The organism is Photobacterium sagamiensis (assembly GCF_050337085.1).
Taxonomy (GTDB): domain Bacteria; phylum Pseudomonadota; class Gammaproteobacteria; order Enterobacterales; family Vibrionaceae; genus Photobacterium; species Photobacterium sagamiensis.
Window position 1 is genome coordinate 73,435 of record NZ_JAKJSP010000019.1, and the last position, 17,272, is coordinate 90,706.

Below are 17,272 nucleotides of genomic sequence, written 5' to 3' on the forward strand. Positions count from 1 at the left end.
TCCCGATTGGGGACATGACGAGGTTAGCAAGGACGGATGTTTGCAACGATGGACCGGGTTCTAACCGGGCGATTGTTTATGCTTCTTCGCCAAATTGTTCTTTTCGTAAACAATTGCCTTTTCAAGCTCGTAAACACTGGATATACTCACAGTGAACTGTATAAACAAACAGGTGAGTCATGAAGCCGTTAACGCCGCGCCAACAAGAAGTCTTTGATTTAATCAAAGCAAAAATTGAAGATAGTGGGATGCCGCCAACACGTGCTGAAATTGCTCGTGAACTTGGCTTTCGTTCTGCTAATGCAGCTGAAGAGCATTTAAAAGCCCTGGCACGTAAAGAAGTGATTGAAATCATACCGGGTGCCTCCCGGGGTATTCGGGTGCTGGTCAACAATAATGAGCCACAAGAGCACGGGTTGCCTTTGATTGGCCGTGTTGCTGCCGGTGAGCCGATCCTGGCTCAGGAACATGTAGAAACCCATTACGATGTCGATCCGGCCTTGTTCAAACCTCGCGCCGATTTTCTGTTGCGGGTCAATGGCATGAGCATGAAAGATATCGGTATTATGGATGGTGATTTACTGGCTGTACATAAAACCCAGGACGTCCATAATGGCCAGGTGGTGGTTGCCCGTGTTGACGATGACGTCACCGTAAAACGGCTGGATAAGCAAGGTGCTCAGGTGCTGTTGCACGCTGAGAATGAAGAGTTCGAGCCGATTGTTGTCGATCTTGAGCACCAGCAGCTAACGATCGAAGGCATTGCCGTCGGTGTTATACGTAACGCTGACTGGATGTAGTTCGTTGCAAGACTAATGACTAATGCTTCCCGTTACGCCATGCGTAACGGCTCGGTAATGGACTTGCCCTGGGTGAGTCCATGAGTTGCTTTTGTCCATTGGATAATCATTGTCCACGCTGGTCTTCTTGGCAGCGTTGGATCGCCAAAATGCCCAAATTTAAATACCGACTTACACCTGTTCTGATCCATGTTCGTCTGTAGATCTCCCTCGCTCCATTCATTTATCTCTGCTTTATCATCGATTGGCACACGCATACCTCTGTTATCCCCGTTTTATTATTTGTCGGCAATTCTTTGCTCATTTCTCTGATCTTGTCCTAAGTTGAATGTAAATAAAGTGTTAAATGCCACTTGATGTGCTGATGCACTTATTTATCCATGGTGTCTTATGGGTGAATGTTTTCTTTGACCAGTTCTTGATGAATGTCAGGATGACAGAGGGAGGGATCAGGGTGATAATTCGCCAACTGATCAGCACAATGATGGTAGGTTTTTGGGCACTACCCGCTGCTGCCGAAACGGAAAGTATGCGATTGAACATGACGCAAGGGGTAACTCAGGTTAGCCAGCAAGTGTTTGATCTGCATATGACCATTTTCTACATCTGTGTCGTCATAGGGATTGTGGTTTTTGGTGTCATGTTCTGGGCCATTCTTCATCATCGTAAATCCCGCGGTGCCGTTGCTGCTTCGTTCCACGAAAGTACCAAGGTCGAGATCATCTGGACCATTATTCCTTTTGTCATCCTGATCGTGATGGCTGTTCCGGCAACGAAAACCTTGCTAGCCATGGAAGATATCTCCAAATCCGATCTCACCATTCAAATTACCGGTTCGCAATGGAAGTGGCATTACCGCTATTTCAACGAAGATATTGATTTTTATTCACTTCTCGCGACATCTCCGGCGCAAATCGATAATACCCGCGAGAAACGTGAAAATTATTTGTTGGAAGTGGATCGTCCGTTAGTGTTGCCAATTGGCCAGAAAGTGCGCTTCCTGATCACCTCGCAAGATGTGATCCACTCCTGGTGGATCCCGGATTTTGCTGTTAAGAAAGACGCCAATCCAGGCTTTATCAATGAAGCCTGGACCCGCATTGATAAGCCGGGCATTTATCGTGGCCAATGTGCAGAGTTGTGCGGTAAAGACCATGGTTTCATGCCGATTGTGGTGATTGCAAAACCTCAGGCTGAGTATGAAGAGTGGCTGCAAATGACCAAAGTGACTCAGCAGCAAACCCGTGAAGAAGAGCAGCGCTTACTGGCGATGGAAATGTCAATGGATGAGCTGATGGGAGTAGGAGAAAAAACCTATATCGCACGTTGTGCCATGTGTCATCAGCCAAATGGTCAGGGTATTCCCGGGGCTTTCCCGGCGCTGGCGGGCGAGGGTGTGGCGGCCGATGCGGACAAGCAATTAGAACATATCAGTGTGGTAGTTCATGGTCGTGCCGGTACTGCAATGCAGGCTTTTGGTCCGCAATTAGGTCTGAAGGAGCTGGCTGCGGTGATCACGTACGAGCGTAATGCCTGGGGTAACAATACGGGCGATACGGTACAAGCTGCCGAAGTGCAGGCAGTGCTTAACGGTGAAGATCTATAAGGGGCGATGATTGATGACGGATATGTTACGCGAGCAGGCGGAAGTAAAAGAAACGGAAACCCATCACACCCACGCCCCTCATCAGACCGGTTTTAAGCGCTGGCTGTTTACCACCAATCACAAAGATATTGGTTCGCTCTACCTGATGTTCAGCTTTGCCATGTTCCTGACTGGCGGGGCGATGGCGATGGTGATCCGGGCCGAGTTATTCCAGCCGGGTCTGCAGCTGATTGAGCCTAACTTCTTTAACCAGATGACCACTATGCATGGTCTGATCATGGTATTCGGGGCGGTAATGCCGGCCTTTACCGGGCTGGCAAACTGGATGATCCCGCTGATGATTGGCGCGCCGGATATGGCACTGCCGCGAATGAACAATTGGAGCTTTTGGATCCTGCCTTTTGCCTTTGCCATGTTACTGTCGTCGCTGTTTCTTGAAGGGGGCGGGCCAAACTTCGGCTGGACCTTCTATGCTCCGCTCTCGACGACATTCAGCCCGCAAAGTACCGGGCTGTTTGTGTTCTCTGTCCATATTATGGGGATCAGCTCGATCATGGGGGCAATCAATGTGATTGTCACGATTATCAATTTGCGGGCACCGGGCATGACCTATATGAAAATGCCGCTGTTTGTCTGGACCTGGCTGATCACCGCGTTTCTGCTGATTGCGGTGATGCCGGTACTGGCTGGTGCGGTGACCATGATACTGACCGATAAGTTCTTTGGAACCAGTTTTTTTGATGCCGCCGGCGGGGGCGATCCGGTGATGTTCCAGCATATCTTCTGGTTTTTCGGTCACCCGGAAGTCTACATCATGATTTTACCCAGCTTCGGCATCATATCGGCGATTGTACCTGCGTTTTCCCGTAAGAAGCTGTTTGGTTACAGTTCGATGGTGTATGCCACCGCCTCGATTGCCGGGCTGAGCTTCCTGGTCTGGGCGCACCATATGTTTACGACCGGTATGCCCGTTGCTGCCGAGTTGTTCTTTATGTACTGCACCATGCTGATCTCGGTGCCGACCGGGGTAAAGGTCTTCAACTGGGTCGCCACGATGTGGCGCGGCTCGCTGACCTTTGAAATCCCGATGATGTTTGCCATTGCTTTTATCGTGCTGTTTACCATCGGTGGCTTTTCCGGCCTGATGCTGGCCATTACTCCGGTCGATTTCCAGTATCACGATACCTATTTTGTGGTGGCCCACTTCCACTATGTGCTGGTATCGGGCGCCATCTTCTCGATCATGGCGGCGGCTTATTATTGGTTGCCGAAATGGACCGGTCACATGTTCGATGAACGGCTGGCGAAGTGGCATTTCTGGTGCTCGGTGGTGTCGGTCAATATTCTGTTCTTCCCGATGCATTTCCTGGGGCTGGCGGGGATGCCGCGCCGTATTCCTGATTACGCGTTGCAGTTTGCCGATGTGAATGCGGTGGTCAGTATCGGCGGCTTTATGTTTGGCCTGTCGCAGCTGATCTTTTTGTGGGTGGTGATTAAATGCGTCAGGGGCGGAGAGCCAGCCGCCGCCAAGCCTTGGGAAGGTGCCGAAGGGCTGGAATGGACGGTGGATTCACCCGCGCCGCACCATACTTTTTCGACCCCGCCCAAAATCGATTAAGTAAAGGAACGTGATATGAGCCAGCAGCCAGAGCAGATCCCACCTGATCATGAGAAGCCGTCAGGCCATCGCGGAAAACAACGCTCGCTGTGGTCCCTGGTGCTGATGGCGGTGTTGATGTTTGGTTTTGCCTTTGCCTTGGTGCCGCTGTATGACGTGTTTTGCGATATTACCGGGATCAATGGCAAAACGGCGAATACGCCGACAACCCAGATCCGGCAAGTTGATCGCGGGCGGGAAGTCACGGTGGAATTTGTCGCTTATATCAATCCGGGGATGGATTGGATATTCGAGCCGCAAATCACCCGTGTGGTGGTTAACCCGGGTCAGATCCAGACCATTAAGTATACGGCCCGTAATCTGACGGCGAACAGCTCGGTTGGGCAGGCGGTACCCTCGGTATCGCCCGGCCAGGCAGCCCGTTATTTCAATAAGATTGAGTGTTTTTGCTTTAACCATCAGCCACTGGAGGCAGGGGGATCTGCCGAGCTGCCATTGGTCTTTTATATCGATCCGGAATTGCCGGAAGAGATAAGCACCCTGACCCTGGCTTACACGCTCTATAACGCCCAGCCGGAGAGCACGGCACAAACGCAATGAGGTTGAAGATGTCCAATCCAGACACAGAGCATGATCAATCCATCCATCAGCCCCATGAGCATTATTATGTGCCGGCAGCGAGTATCTGGCCGATCGTCGGGGCGGTGGCGCTGTTTCTTATCGCCCTCGGCGCCGGGGCAACGGTCGGTGGTCTGTTCGGTGGCCAGGGGCCATGGATCCTGCTGGCAGGGGTGGGTTTACTGCTGTTTATGCTAACGGGCTGGTTCCGCGATGTGATCCGGGAGTCGATGGGCGGACTGTACAGTGCCCAGATGGATCGCTCGTTTCGCCAGGGCATGAGCTGGTTTATTTTTTCGGAAGTGATGTTCTTTGCCGCTTTTTTTGGCGCGTTGTTCTATGCCCGGATGATTGCCGTGCCCTGGCTCGGCGGGGCCGGTAATAATGAGATGACCAGCGCAATATTGTGGCCGGAATTTATCGCGCAGTGGCCGTTGCTGACCACCCCGGGCGGCACACAAACCCAGGCCATGGGGCCGATCGGTCTGCCGTTGTATAACACCCTAATCCTGCTTATTTCCTCTGTCACCGTCCACATCGCTCATACAGCCCTGGAGCAAGATAAACGCTCCCGGGTCACCCTGTTTTTATTGTTAACGGTGCTGTTAGGCGGCTTATTTGTTTACCTGCAGGGTATCGAGTATGTCCATGCTTACCATGAAATGGGGCTGACCCTTGATGCCGGGATCTATGGCAACACCTTCTTCCTGCTGACCGGTTTCCACGGTATGCATGTGACCTTAGGCACCATCATTTTATTCATTGTCTGGTGCCGGATATTGAAAGGCCATTTTTCTGCAGAGCAGCATTTTGCCTTCCAGGCTGGCGCCTGGTACTGGCACTTTGTCGATGTAGTTTGGCTGTGCCTGTTTGTGTTTGTTTACATACTTTAGGGGCGAGTGGCGAGTGGCGAGTGACTAGTTTCTAGGGGCGAGATTCTAGGTTCTAGGGGCGAGTTTCTAACTTCTCGACTCTCGATTCTCGGTACTAGATCCTCGATTCTGAACTCAATATGGCCTTGGGTTTGGCTCGATAACGCCAGTGGCCAAGGCAACCAACAGAATGGCAAATGCGATGACGGAAAAGACGATTCGGCGGCCCAGATAATGTGAGGAAGGTTTTTTTGCCGGGTTGCTTTTTAGCATCACCGGCAAGGCCCGGAACAGATTCAGCACAATGAAGATCAGCTGGCAGACGATGATGGCTTTGATGAGCATGGCGTCTCCGGAACATAAGGATAAGTATGCGAAGGATCGGATTCATACTTTTTACTGTGGCGGTAATGCTGACATTGGTCAAGTTAGGCTGGTGGCAATTGTCTCGCGCCGAGGAAAAAGAAGCCCTGAATACCGTGCTGGAACGTCGCAGTGAACAGGTTTATTACAGTTTGGCCAGCTTGCCGGATGATCCGCGCTGGTATGGCTTAACCCTTCATGGCCGGTTCGATCACAGCAAAGCCGTCTTGCTTGATAATCAGTTATATCGCGGTCAGCCGGGTTACCACCTGTTGTATCCATTTGTTGTTGATGATGGCTGGCTGCTGGTGAACCTGGGCTGGATTGCGGCACCGGTTTACCGTGAACAAATGCCGATCCTGCCTGAGCATCATGGAGAGTTACGTATTTCCGGTGTCATTGCTCCGCCCTCACAGCTCATTGAACTGGCGGCAGAGCCATTAGGGGAGAGCTGGCCGCTGCGGGTACAAAATCTTCATCTTGACCAACTCTCACATCAGATGCAATTGCCGCTGCTACCGTGGATATTGCAGATCGATCCCGACAATGCGGTGGCATTACAACAAACCTGGATCCCGGTCGTGATGGGACCGCAAAAGCACTATGCCTATGCTTTGCAGTGGTTCCTGCTGGCAGTTGCAGTTTCAGGGCTGGCGTTCTGGTGGCTAAAAAGGAGTCGTGTATGAAGAAACATGGAATGTTATTGCTGCTACTCGGGGTCTTTCTGCTGCCCTTGCTGCTGGCCAAAATAGTACTGGATCTCAATTGGTATCAGGGGGGAGTTACCAATCGCGGTCAGCTGCTGGCTTCCCCGCTGGCATCCAACTGGCTGACGGAACCCGGTAAATGGCAGCTGGTATATTTGTTGCCACAATCATGTGATGAGTTATGTCAGGGGGCGCTGTTTAATCTGCGCCAGGTTCCGCAGGCTATCGGCGCTGATCGGGACCGCGTCAGCAGTGTGGTGCTGGTGGCTGAGCAGCCAGCCTCATTTATATCAGACCAAGTGGTTCAATCTCAGGCTGCGAACCGAAAGCAGACGGTTATGCCGGATCCAACAGATACACAGGCGCTAACCGAGGGCTTGCAGCTGATGAGGGTACCTGATCATGTGGTGGCTCAGATCGAGACGCTGGAATATGGTACCGCAGCGATTTATCTCGCCGATCCCCTCGGGAACGTGATGATGGCCTACCCGTTAGCGCAAGGCAAAACGGCTATTCTGGCGCAGGGAAAAGATCTGCTGCGCGATTTGAAACGGCTGTTGAAAGTCTCAAGGATAGGTTAAGCCCATGCCATTATTCAGATTCAAGTCTCTCATCTATCTGACCTTTATCTTGTCTTTGTGCGTTATCGCATTGGGCGCCTATACCCGTCTGACGGAAGCCGGACTAGGCTGTCCTGACTGGCCCGGCTGTTATGGCTTTCTTTCGGTACCACAAAGCAGTGAGCAGCAATTGCTGGCTCAGCTGGCCTTTCCGGATGCACATGTTGAGGTGGACAAGGCCTGGAATGAAATGGTTCATCGCTATTTTGCGGGCTGCTTAGGCCTGCTGATCCTGGTGATAAATGTCATTGCCTGGCGACGTCCCGCGACGCCAAAACTGTTACCCGCCTTGCTACTGGGCACCGTTATTTTCCAGGCTTTGCTGGGAATGTGGACGGTCACTCTGGTTCTGATGCCTGTGGTGGTGATGGGGCATCTGCTTGGCGGCTTTACCACCGCTTCTTTATTGCTACTACTGGCGTTAAGAGTCCGCCAGCAAGAGATCCTGCACCAGTTACCGCGAGCGTCTTTATCACGCCAGTCATTTTCGTCGCCGCAATTACTTTCGCAATCACAGTCATTGCCGGCGTTACAGGCTATGGCGCTGGTGGCGTTGCTGATGGTCGCAGGGCAGATCGCCCTGGGGGGCTGGACAGCGGCAAACTATGCCGCCGTCGCCTGTACTCAATTGCCGATTTGTGAAGTGGACTGGCTGCTGCACTTTGATATGAGCGCCTTTGAACCGATCCAGCCGGAACATGACAGTTATCAATATGGGGTACTGAATTACCATCAGCGCGTCTCGATCCATGTCGCCCACCGGATCGGTGCCATGGTGACGACCATCGTCCTTGTGCTGTTGATGTGGCGTTTATGGCGGCAATCAGTACCGCGTCGGTATGGGGTGGGGGTAGGTATTGCCCTTGCCTTGCAGCTTTGTCTGGGGATCACCAATGTGGTGGCGAGTCTGCCGCTGTTGGTGGCCGTAGGACATAATCTGGTCGGGGCGATCCTGTTACTGATCCTGGTCGCGACTAATCATCATCTTTATTGCTGGCGCGATGTTCAGCGCTACTCGGACAAATTAGCACCGGAGGGCAGAAGCCATGGCTAAATCTCAGCTGTTAGGAAATGCCGGGAGCACAGCTGCCAGCAAACCCACCGCTCAATCCAGGGCGGCACCCTTAAAGAGGGCAAAACCGGCGTTATGGCGTGATTATCTCACCATGACCAAACCGAAAGTGGTGGCAATGTTGCTGCTGACCGCTTTGGTTGGAATGTGCCTGGCGGTCCCTGGGATCCCTCCCGCAAAAGAGGTTGTACTCGGGTTGATGGGGATCGGTTTTCAGTCAGCGGCGGCAGCGGTGTTTAATCATGTACTGGATCGCCGTTTAGATGCTCAAATGGCGCGTACTTATCATCGTCCATTAGCCAAAGGACGGGTAGCGACGTATAAAGCGGTGTTATTTGCCTCCAGCTTAATGGTGCTGGGTTTTGTTATGCTGCTGGCATTAAACGCTCTGACGGCTTGGTTAACCATGGCCAGTCTGGTGGGGTATGCGGTGGTTTATACCGTGTGGTTAAAACATGCCACCCCCCAGAATATCGTGATCGGCGGCTTGGCAGGGGCAGCGCCACCGTTGCTGGGTTGGACGGCGGTGACCGGGCTGCTTGATCCGCACGCCCTGTTACTGGTGATGCTGGTCTTTAGCTGGACCCCGCCGCACTTTTGGGCGTTGGCGATCCACCGCAAAGATGATTACGCCAAAGCTGGTATTCCGATGTTGCCGGTGACGCACGGTATTGAATTTACTAAAACAATGGTGCTGCTCTATACCGTGATCCTGTTTGTAGTTGGTTTGCTGCCCTGGCTGACAGGCATGAGCGGAGGCTTATATCTGATTGGCAGCAGTTTACTGAATGCCGGGTTTATTGGTTATGCAGTGAAGCTGAAATTTGCCGATACGGTCGGCCATGCCTGGGCCACCTTCAAGTATTCAATCTGGCATCTCTTAGCCTTGTTTGTGGTGCTGCTGGCCGATCATTGGCTAACGGCATTGCTGTAATGGTGGTAACTCCCCGTTAATTTTCTTCCTCTAATCACTGCCGGTGGCTTTTGTCACCGGCAGCAAGTCGCTACACTGTGGTGTTATACCCAAACCACCTCAAGATACAGAGTTCAGCGAGAACTCATTGGCTTTTAGTCAAGGCAGCCATTTGAGTGAATAGTGGTTCTATTTAGATAATGGGTAACACAGAATAAAAGCCAATGACACTCGCCCTTTGGGAGCTCCTCTGGAAAATCACTTCTTCACAAAATGTGTTTGAAAGGGAACGCCATTCCTACACACATTTCGTTCGAATTGAATTCCCAGAGGAAGCTCTGAATCTCGCATCTTGAGGTGGTTTGGGTATATTTTAAACAGAATTATTCACTGATGCCGGTTGAAATGGATCGTTATCAGGCTTGGGGTTTGCAGTGCTAGCAGCGTTAAAGAATGTCTCATTACATCGTCAGGTTTTTGCGCTGGCGATCCCTATGGTGTTATCCAATATTACCGTGCCGCTTTTGGGGCTGGTTGATGCTTCGGTGATCGGCCACCTGGATCAGGCCTGGTATCTGGGTGGGGTGGCCGTGGGGGGCACGATGATCAACATGACGTTCTGGCTGCTGGGTTTTTTACGGATGGCCACGACCGGATTATGTGCTCAGGCCTATGGTGCCAGTGATAAAGATGCGCAGGCCGGGGTGTTCGTTCAGGGCATTGCCATGGCCTGGTTGCTGGCATTCGTGCTGATTGTGTTCCATCAACCGATTGCCTCGCTGGTGTTTCATCTCAGCAGTGCCAGTGAGGAAGTGAAGTTTTACGCCGAGCAGTATTTCTCCATCCGTATCTGGGGCGCGCCGGCGGCACTCGCCAACTTTGTCATCATGGGCTGGCTGCTGGGAACGCAGAATGCCCGCTCCCCGATGTGGCTGCTGATCGTTACGAATCTGGTGAATATCATCCTCGATGTGTTGTTTGTGCTCGGGTTTGGCTGGAAGGTTCAAGGTGCTGCAGCGGCTTCGGTTCTGGCCGATTACAGCGGGTTGTTACTCGGGCTGTGGTTTGTCTACCGGCATTGGCTGGCGCAGATGTTGCCCTCACTCAGAGATAAAATCAGTAGTGTGCGCCATGGCATGGGACGGCTGCTGAAACTGAATCGGGATATTTTTCTGCGTAGCTTGTGTTTGCAGCTGACGTTTGTCTTTATGACGTTTCAGGGCGCAACGCTGGGCGACAACGTGGTGGCGGCCAATGCGGTACTAATGAGCTTTCTGATGCTGGTGTCGTATGCAATGGACGGTTTTGCTTACGCCATGGAAGCCTTGGTGGGCAAAGCCATCGGGGCTAAAGATCGTGACGCCCTGGGACGTTTCCTGATTGGTACCACGTTCTGGAGCCTGATCATCTCTCTCTTGCTGACGCTGGCCTTTACGGTGTTTGGCCGTGAAATTATCGGGGTGATTTCAGATCTTCCGGCGGTACAGCAAGAGGCGATGCTGTATTTACCATGGCTGGCGGCAGTGCCGTTAGTGTCGATGTGGTGTTTCTTGCTGGATGGTATTTTCATTGGCGCGACCCGGGGCAAAGAAATGCGTAATAGCATGTTTGTCGCGGTATGTTGTTTCTTTGCTATCTGGTGGTGGTTGAGTGATTTTGGCAACCACGCCCTGTGGGGGGCGATGCTGGGTTTCATGGCAATGCGCGGAATTGGCCTGGCTGTCATATTTGCTTACCAGTGGCAAAAAAATATTTTCCTGGAACCCGCTAGTGCAAACAATTAGTTAGAATTATTCAACTGCTATTGATTATTTTTACGACAAAAAATTCTACACATCCGCTTATCGATCTGTTTAAAATGTGCACAATTGTTGAGTGGGTGATTTAGATGAAACGAACGATATTTGTTTTTTTACTGACCGTGATGGCGTTTGGATGGGGAGCCAATGCCTTGGCTCACGGGCAAGTAAAAAACCTTAAAGTGACAGCGACAGCGTACAATTCGGTACGTGCACAAACGAATTCCAATCCAACGCAAGCGGCCTGGGGTGATAAGTTAAAACCCGGAATGAAAGTGATCGCCGTCTCCCGTGATTTGCTGGGAATGGGACTGACCCGTGGCGCGAAAGTGAAAATTTCTGGGCTGCCTGGGGAGTACGTGGTGTTGGATAAAATGAACAAGCGTTGGTCACGGAAGATTGATATCTACATGGGCAAAGATATTCAGGCGGCCAGAAACTGGGGACGCCGTTCAGTGACTATCACCTTGCTTGACTCGTGAACGAATCAAATTACAAAAAAAGCCGCATGATGCGGCTTTTTTTTGTGGATAAAAGCAGAGGCGTACAAATCGAAGATTTCTGGCTTCTGCTTCTGGTCACTTAATAATACGAGTGCTCACCACGGGCGTGCTCGGTAATATCACGCACACCGGCAAGTTCACCTTCAAATTGAGCCAGCAGCTCTTTTTCAATCCCTTCTTTGAGGGTGACATCAACCATTGAACAGCCATTGCAACCACCGCCGAACTGCAGAATGGCCACACCGTCTTCAGTGATTTCTGCCAGGGAGACGTTACCACCGTGACCGGCTAGCTGCGGGTTAACCTGAGTCTGGATAACATAGTCAACGCGTTCCATCAGTGTGGCATCGTCAGACACTTTACGCACTTTGGCGTTAGGTGCCTTCAACGTCAGCTGTGAACCCATTTTGTCAGTAACAAAATCAATTTCAGCATCATCCAGGAAAGGCAGACTTAGCTCATCAAGATAAGCAGAGAATAATTCGAGCTTAATTTCAGTATCGCTCGCTTCAACCGCTTCTGGTGGGCAATAAGAGACACCGCACTCTGCATTTTGAGTCCCAGGGTTAACCACGAAAACTCGGATATTGGTACCCTCAGGCTGCTGGGCAAGAAGCTTGCCGAAGTGCTGCTGAGCGCTTTCAGAAATAGTGATCATAGACACAACGTAATACCTGACTTATTTAGTAAGATTTAACCTATTCTACTCTTAGACGTACTTTCTATCATCCCCTTATTCTCTGCAACTATGATTTCACCATCGGTTTGGGTGATTTTTGTGATCATTTCATCGTTGGCGTATAGCAGATACAGTAGATATCAACCCGCTTAACACCCTCGTGTTGCAGCAAGTGCGTGAGTTCAGTGACCGTGCTGCCGGTGGTCACCACATCATCGACAATGGCGACATGGTCAGGCAACTGCTTTGCTTTAAGTATAAAGGCTCGATACAGGTTTTTCTCGCGCTCCTTTTTCGTTAGCTGTTTCTGAACTTTAGTGTGGCGTATGCGGCAAAAGCCATGGGGAAAACACCGGCTATGGGTACTTTTGGCGATAGCCCTGGCCAAATCGCTGCTTTGGTTGAAACCTCGGGAAAGGCGGCGAAAAGGGTGCAGTGGAACCGGTAAGATGACCGGTGCAGGCTCATCGATTTGCTGTGCCAGCAGCTGGCCTAAAGGTTGTGCCAGCCAGAACTTTTTGCCGAACTTAAGCTGGTGGATCAGTTGGCGCAACGGAAAATCATATTCGCCCAGCCGGTATAACCGCTGCCATGGCGGCGGGGATGCGAGGCACTGGCCGCAATGGCTGACGGGGGCAAGGGTGGTGGCCCCACAATGCGAGCAATAAGGCGGCTGGGGAAAATTGGCCTGGCAATGATGACACCATACCCGTTCACCGGGTGATAATGGCAGATGGCACAGCTGGCATTGCTGGTTGGTCCATTGAAAGATTGATCTTAGCGATGAAGGGGATAACATCCTTGCCATCCTATTTGTGTCTCGAAGAAAGGAAGTGTAAATGACAACCACGCTACATTGGCAAACAAAAGGGCAAGGTTCGGATCTGGTTCTCATTCATGGCTGGGGAATGAACGGTGCCGTTTGGCAACAGGTACTGCCGCTGCTGACGCCGCATTTTCGGGTGCACTGGCTGGATTTGCCGGGCTATGGTCACAGTCATGAGATGCAGGTTGATAGTATTGAAGAAATGGCACACCTATTGCTTAATAAATCACCAATGTCAGCAACCTGGTTGGGCTGGTCACTGGGCGGTTTGGTAGCAACTCAGGCAGCCTTGTTAGCCCCGGAACGGGTCTCGCGTCTAGTTACGGTAGCGAGTTCCCCGAGGTTTGCGGCAGAGAACAGATGGCGAGGGATCAAACCTCAGGTGTTAGATGATTTTCGGCAGCAGTTAGGAAAAGACTTCCAGTTAACGGTAGATCGTTTTATGGCGTTGCAGGCCATGGGCAGCCCAACGGCAAGGCAGGATATTAAGCAGCTTAAGCAAGCGGTGCTGTCACGTCCGCCGCCGAATCCGGAAGCCTTATCGGTTGGCCTGCGCCTGCTGGCTGAAGTCGATTTGCGGGAACAGGTCGAGCAGATCTCCCAGCCCTGGTTACGGTTGTACGGGCGGTTAGATAGCCTGGTGCCGGTGAAAATTGCGACGGAATTAGATCAGCTGGCACCGCGGTCAGAGCGGCAAGTCTTTGCCTCGGCATCGCATGCACCTTTTATTTCTCATCCTGAGGAGTTTGTGCAAGCGTTGCGTAAATTTATCGACTAGGTCTGATTTTTGTCATGTGCGTGGGTTATCGGCAATTAATGTTTAAACTTTCTACAGCGGTTGCCGATAGTAAAAACATGGAGTTGCTCTGTTTATTCGACTAGAGAGGCCATAATGACAATAGGAAGCGTTGGCAATAATTCAACTTATTCGCCAGCATCATTACACGCGTCGGCTGCGGTCTCAGTGAAAACTGAAGAAGGGAATCAAGCGGCGGATAAAACCAGTACCGGTAAAGCAGCGAAAACGACGGTCTCTATTTCAGAGGAAGCGAAACGTCAACAAGCGGCGGAAACGGGTACACAGGCAACAAAAGCTGATGGTACCACTGAGACTGAAACGGCCGGTATAGCCGAGTCTTTTACCTATGGTGCATTGGGGATGGATCACCCCGACGAAGTGAAAAGCAATACCGATGATTTCTATACTGCCGGGCAAGTCCTGTCTGCGATAGGAACGGTTGGCGCAGTGCTGCTCGCTATCGTTTAAACCATTAGCTGATGTTCGGAGAGCCACATCAGCATGATTTTTTCACCTGTGAATGCGGGAGCACCGGCCATTGCTCCTTCTGTTAACCCACCAACCGAGCAGACTGCTCGGGATAATCGCGTGCGTGAAAAAATTGTCCCGCCAACTCAAAGTCCCGAATCGCCTCGGGAAAAGCCATTAAGCAGCGAAGAAAAGCAACTTAAAAAGCCCTCCTGGGATCCGAGTGAGCACCCTGATTACAGCGAGTTGCCACCGACAGCTGAAAAACAGTATGGCTATCAGGCTGAATTTGAACTGCTGGTTAAAGCGTTATCGGCTGATAGTTACCTGGCCGAGGTGACGGATTTAGGCTATTCGATGCATATTAAACTGCCACGCGAACTACTCGAACAGCTAGAACAAATCAACCAGACTGAACGTACCCGCGGGGTGATAGCCCATCGCTATGCCCAGGCTACGGTACCCAACCCGCCGACCGATTATCTTGTGGTGCTTTAGGTTCGAGATTCGAGTTTTTAGTTTCTAGATTTAAAAACCTAAACCTAGAAATATCTAGAGACTAGAATTATCGATCCTCGCCTCTAGATACTCGTTACTGAGACTACTTCTTCGCTTTAGCAAACGCGGCAGCAAAGGCACCGCCCATGGCATTGCCTGAGGCGTTGTTAGCGTTATTACTGTTATTACTGCTGTGGTTGCCATTGTTTGGCTTCGAGCGATTGTGCTCCTGACGCTGAGCTTGTGGCTTGCGAGCCGGTTTTTCTTGCCCTGGTTCATCGCTCATCCGCATCGACATGGCAATGCGCTTACGCGCTAAGTCCACTTCCATCACTTTGACTTTAACGATGTCACCGGCTTTGACCACTTCACGGGGATCAGAGACGAACTTGTCTGACAGCGCAGAGATATGAACCAGACCATCCTGATGGACGCCGACATCCACAAAGGCACCGAAGTTGGTGACATTGGTGATCACCCCTTCCAGAACCATTCCCGGGATCAGATCTTTCACCTCATTGACGCCTTCAGCAAACGTGGCCGTTTTGAACTCAGGGCGTGGATCGCGGCCGGGCTTGTCCAGCTCGCCGATAATATCGGTGACGGTCGGCAGACCAAATTTATCATCTACGTAATCAGCAGCTTTCAGGCTGCGCAGGAACTCGGTATTACCGATAATGGCATCCATCGGTTTGCTGTTGTTCGCTGCAATCGTTTTGACCACGGCATATGATTCCGGGTGTACCGCAGAGCTGTCGAGAGGATTCTTGCCGTTCATGATACGCAAGAAACCCGCGCACTGTTCAAAGGCTTTAGGGCCTAAACGTGCCACTTTTTTCAGGGTAGTCCGGGCTTCAAAGCGGCCGTGTTCGTCGCGATAATCCACCACGTTCTTAGCCATGGTTTTGCTTAAACCGGCGACCCGGGTTAGCAGAGCCGCAGAGGCGGTATTCACATCCACACCGACGGCGTTTACACAGTCTTCCACCACCGCATCGAGGCGTTTTGCCAGCATGCTCTGGCTGACGTCGTGCTGGTATTGGCCCACACCGATTGATTTTGGGTCGATTTTCACCAGTTCTGCCAGTGGATCTTGCAGACGGCGGCCGATAGAGACGGCACCCCGTATTGATACATCGAGGTTCGGGAACTCGTTTGCCGCCAGTTCGGAGGCGGAATATACCGATGCTCCGGCCTCGCTCACCATGACGCTCTGAATTTTCAGATCGTTATCTTTTAGTAGCTTGGCGATAAAGCTGTCTGATTCACGTGAAGCCGTACCGTTACCGATGGCAATCAGATTGACCTGATGCTTATTAAGCAGTGCCAGTATTGCTGCTTCTGACTGCGCGACCTGGCGCTGTGGCTGGTGGGGATAAATGGTCGCGATATCAACCAGCTTGCCGGTGGTATCGATCACGGCGATTTTACAACCGGTACGCAGGCCAGGATCGAGTGCCAGTGTGGTACGGGGCCCCGCAGGTGCCGACATCAGCAGATCTTTCAGATTGTCGGCAAAGACCTGCATGGCGCCCTCTTCGGCTTTTTCGCGCAGCGCGCTCATCAGCTCGGTCTCCATGTGCATTAAGATCTTAATGCGCCATGCCCAGCTGATCACCTGTTTGCGCCAGACATCAGCTGGCTGGGTGCCGAGTTTCACACCGTAGTGATCGGCAATAATCACTTCACAGTATGAGCTTCGCACGCCTTCGTCCTGATTTGGATCAGCGTTGAGAGATAACTGGAGGAAGCCTTCATTACGGCCGCGGAACATGGCAAGTGCGCGGTGTGACGGGACGTTTGTCAGTCGTTCGTTATGTTCGAAGTAATCTTTAAACTTCGCACCTTCCTGCTCTTTGCCATCGACCATGCGTGAAGTGAGTTCGGCATTGGCCTGCAGTTGGCGACGGATCTTGTCCAGCAGGCCGGCATCTTCGGCAAAGCGCTCCATCAGGATGGCACGTGCGCCATCCAGGGCTGCTTTGGTGTCGCTAATGCCTTTGTCGGCACTGAGATATTGCTCGGCGGTGGCTGCAGGGTCATTTTCTGGTTGCTGCCATAAGGTATCTGCCAGCGGCTCCAGTCCCGCTTCAATAGCTATCTGACCTTTGGTACGGCGCTTTTGTTTGTAAGGCAGGTACAGATCTTCCAGCCGGGTTTTGCTGTCAGCAGAGTGAATGTCAGCTTCTAGCTGCGGGGTTAGCTTCCCTTGCTCGGTAATGGATTTCAGGATTACCTTACGGCGGTCATCCAGTTCACGCAGGTAGCCCAGACGGGATTCCAGATTACGTAACTGAGTATCATCCAGCCCGTTGGTGACTTCCTTACGGTAACGGGCAATGAAAGGAACGGTATTACCGTCATCCAACAGAGTAACTGCCGCGGTAACTTGCTCGTGACGAACATTCAGTTCGCTGGCAATTATCTGATTGATAGAGTTGCTCATCCGTTGGTATCTCTTGGTTGTCGTTAACCGCTCCATTCTACGGAGGATTAGGCTACGAACAATAC

Annotated in this window: 18 protein-coding genes; 14 read left to right on the top strand and 4 right to left on the bottom strand. The window is 51.6% G+C overall.

All coding sequences use genetic code 11. The features are described 5' to 3' along the window. The first annotated feature begins 179 nt into the window (after positions 1-179). The 5 genes from lexA to L4D76_RS09095 all read left to right on the top strand — a co-directional run bounded on the left by lexA (position 180) and on the right by L4D76_RS09095 (position 5,535). Entirely contained in the window at positions 180-800 is a 621-nt protein-coding gene (lexA, locus tag L4D76_RS09075; protein WP_428440588.1) for a transcriptional repressor LexA, read from the top strand. Positions 801-1,281: 481 nt separating this feature from the next. Next, a complete protein-coding gene (gene coxB, locus L4D76_RS09080) occupies positions 1,282-2,406 on the top strand; it encodes a cytochrome c oxidase subunit II (RefSeq protein WP_428440667.1) in 1,125 nt (374 codons plus the stop codon). 13 nt (positions 2,407-2,419) lie between these two features. Beyond that, positions 2,420-4,024, top strand: a complete 1,605-nt coding sequence (gene ctaD / locus L4D76_RS09085; protein WP_428440589.1) for a cytochrome c oxidase subunit I — start codon at positions 2,420-2,422, stop codon at positions 4,022-4,024. Positions 4,025-4,039: 15 nt separating this feature from the next. After that, positions 4,040-4,624, top strand: a complete 585-nt coding sequence (locus tag L4D76_RS09090; RefSeq protein WP_428440590.1) for a cytochrome c oxidase assembly protein — start codon at positions 4,040-4,042, stop codon at positions 4,622-4,624. A gap of 8 nt (positions 4,625-4,632) precedes the next feature. Beyond that, entirely contained in the window at positions 4,633-5,535 is a 903-nt protein-coding gene (locus L4D76_RS09095; protein WP_428440591.1) for a cytochrome c oxidase subunit 3, read from the top strand. A gap of 114 nt (positions 5,536-5,649) precedes the next feature. On the opposite strand, the gene L4D76_RS09100 is transcribed toward L4D76_RS09095, so the two are convergent. Then, complete coding sequence (locus tag L4D76_RS09100; RefSeq protein ID WP_428440592.1) at positions 5,650-5,859, bottom strand: DUF2909 domain-containing protein; 210 nt, start codon at positions 5,857-5,859, stop codon at positions 5,650-5,652. Positions 5,860-5,885: 26 nt separating this feature from the next. Here L4D76_RS09100 and L4D76_RS09105 point away from each other — a divergent pair, with 26 nt between their 5' ends. From L4D76_RS09105 to L4D76_RS09130, 6 genes are all read left to right on the top strand, one after another. Further along, on the top strand, positions 5,886-6,563 hold the full coding sequence (locus L4D76_RS09105) for an SURF1 family protein (protein WP_428440593.1): 678 nt from the start codon (positions 5,886-5,888) through the stop codon (positions 6,561-6,563). Next, on the top strand, positions 6,560-7,165 hold the full coding sequence (locus L4D76_RS09110) for a cytochrome oxidase (protein WP_428440594.1): 606 nt from the start codon (positions 6,560-6,562) through the stop codon (positions 7,163-7,165). Before L4D76_RS09105 ends, L4D76_RS09110 begins: the two co-directional genes overlap by 4 nt. Positions 7,166-7,169: 4 nt before the next feature. Next, positions 7,170-8,258 carry a COX15/CtaA family protein gene (locus L4D76_RS09115; protein ID WP_428440595.1) on the top strand — a complete coding sequence of 363 codons (1,089 nt, stop codon included), beginning with the start codon at positions 7,170-7,172 and terminating at the stop codon, positions 8,256-8,258. Continuing rightward, positions 8,251-9,210 (top strand): heme o synthase, encoded by a 960-nt coding sequence (gene cyoE, locus L4D76_RS09120; protein ID WP_428440596.1) that lies wholly within the window; start codon positions 8,251-8,253, stop codon positions 9,208-9,210. The genes L4D76_RS09115 and cyoE overlap by 8 nt, the downstream gene beginning before the upstream one ends. 413 nt (positions 9,211-9,623) lie before the next feature. After that, the gene (dinF, locus tag L4D76_RS09125; RefSeq protein WP_428440597.1) at positions 9,624-10,973 is read left to right on the top strand and encodes an MATE family efflux transporter DinF; all 1,350 of its coding nucleotides are present in this window, start codon (positions 9,624-9,626) and stop codon (positions 10,971-10,973) included. A 140-nt stretch (positions 10,974-11,113) separates the two neighbouring features. Beyond that, entirely contained in the window at positions 11,114-11,470 is a 357-nt protein-coding gene (locus L4D76_RS09130; protein WP_428440668.1) for a 3D domain-containing protein, read from the top strand. Positions 11,471-11,570: 100 nt separating this feature from the next. Here the strand turns inward: L4D76_RS09130 and nfuA are convergent, their stop codons facing one another. Both nfuA and L4D76_RS09140 read right to left on the bottom strand, forming a co-directional pair. Continuing rightward, the gene (gene nfuA, locus L4D76_RS09135) at positions 11,571-12,149 is read right to left on the bottom strand and encodes a Fe-S biogenesis protein NfuA (protein WP_428440669.1); all 579 of its coding nucleotides are present in this window, start codon (positions 12,147-12,149) and stop codon (positions 11,571-11,573) included. A 124-nt stretch (positions 12,150-12,273) separates the two neighbouring features. Beyond that, complete coding sequence (locus tag L4D76_RS09140) at positions 12,274-12,969, bottom strand: ComF family protein (protein ID WP_428440598.1); 696 nt, start codon at positions 12,967-12,969, stop codon at positions 12,274-12,276. A 40-nt stretch (positions 12,970-13,009) separates the two neighbouring features. Between L4D76_RS09140 and bioH the strand changes: the two genes are divergently transcribed. The 3 genes from bioH to L4D76_RS09155 all read left to right on the top strand — a co-directional run bounded on the left by bioH (position 13,010) and on the right by L4D76_RS09155 (position 14,761). Beyond that, on the top strand, positions 13,010-13,774 hold the full coding sequence (bioH, locus tag L4D76_RS09145) for a pimeloyl-ACP methyl ester esterase BioH (RefSeq protein WP_428440599.1): 765 nt from the start codon (positions 13,010-13,012) through the stop codon (positions 13,772-13,774). 114 nt (positions 13,775-13,888) lie between these two features. Beyond that, a complete protein-coding gene (locus L4D76_RS09150) occupies positions 13,889-14,263 on the top strand; it encodes a hypothetical protein (protein ID WP_428440600.1) in 375 nt (124 codons plus the stop codon). A 33-nt stretch (positions 14,264-14,296) separates the two neighbouring features. Beyond that, positions 14,297-14,761, top strand: coding sequence for an ATP-dependent Lon protease (locus L4D76_RS09155; protein WP_428440601.1), 465 nt, complete (start codon positions 14,297-14,299; stop codon positions 14,759-14,761). A 103-nt stretch (positions 14,762-14,864) separates the two neighbouring features. On the opposite strand, the gene L4D76_RS09160 is transcribed toward L4D76_RS09155, so the two are convergent. Next, a complete protein-coding gene (locus L4D76_RS09160; RefSeq protein ID WP_428440602.1) occupies positions 14,865-17,207 on the bottom strand; it encodes a Tex family protein in 2,343 nt (780 codons plus the stop codon). Positions 17,208-17,272: the final 65 nt, after the last annotated feature.